This window comes from Vibrio sp. HI00D65 (genome assembly GCF_001635455.1).
GTDB lineage: Bacteria > Pseudomonadota > Gammaproteobacteria > Enterobacterales > Vibrionaceae > Vibrio.
The window spans coordinates 1-541 of sequence record NZ_LWEH01000336.1; the positions used below are offsets into that span (position 1 = coordinate 1).

2 pseudogenes are annotated in these 541 nt (G+C 42.1%); both read left to right on the forward strand.

Annotated features, from left to right (window positions below):
- A pseudogene (locus A3712_RS19680) lies at positions 1–244 on the forward strand (uroporphyrinogen-III synthase); the annotation flags it as partial.
- Positions 245–263: 19 nt separating this feature from the next.
- Positions 264–541 (forward strand): annotated as a pseudogene (locus A3712_RS19685) (uroporphyrinogen-III C-methyltransferase); the annotation flags it as partial.

Consider the following 541-nt stretch of genomic DNA (forward strand, 5'->3'; position numbering starts at 1 on the left):
CGATCACAATATCTATCAAACATGGATAAACAAAAAAACGTCCAAAGTAGTCGTCACTAGTCAGGAGCAATTGGAGTATCTGTGCTCCATTACCCCTGATGAGTATTCTGCTTGGCTTTCAACGAGACATTTGTTTGTTCCAAGTAAGCGCATAGCACAACGAGCACAACAGCTCGGTTTCTCTAACGTTACGAATACTCAAAGTGCTGCGAACCAAATATTACTGGCTGCTCTCCAGCCCTAGCTAGAAACAGGAAATAAGCATGACAAGCAAAAAAAATAATGAGCATATTGAACCTGAACAGAACCAAGATACTCAGCCAGTAGCGACCAAAGACGAAACCGCTGAATCAAAAGAAACAGAACCAAAGCTTGATGCTCCTGCATCGAATAAGACTCACAATGAGCAGCTTCAAGCCGATCACAAAGAACAAATTGAAAAAGCAGAGAAACAAGGTAAGCGTGGTGTGAAATTTGGCGCTATCGCTATCGCAATTTCTATTGTTTTCAGCGGCGGTATTGCCTTCCAAATGCAGCAAAA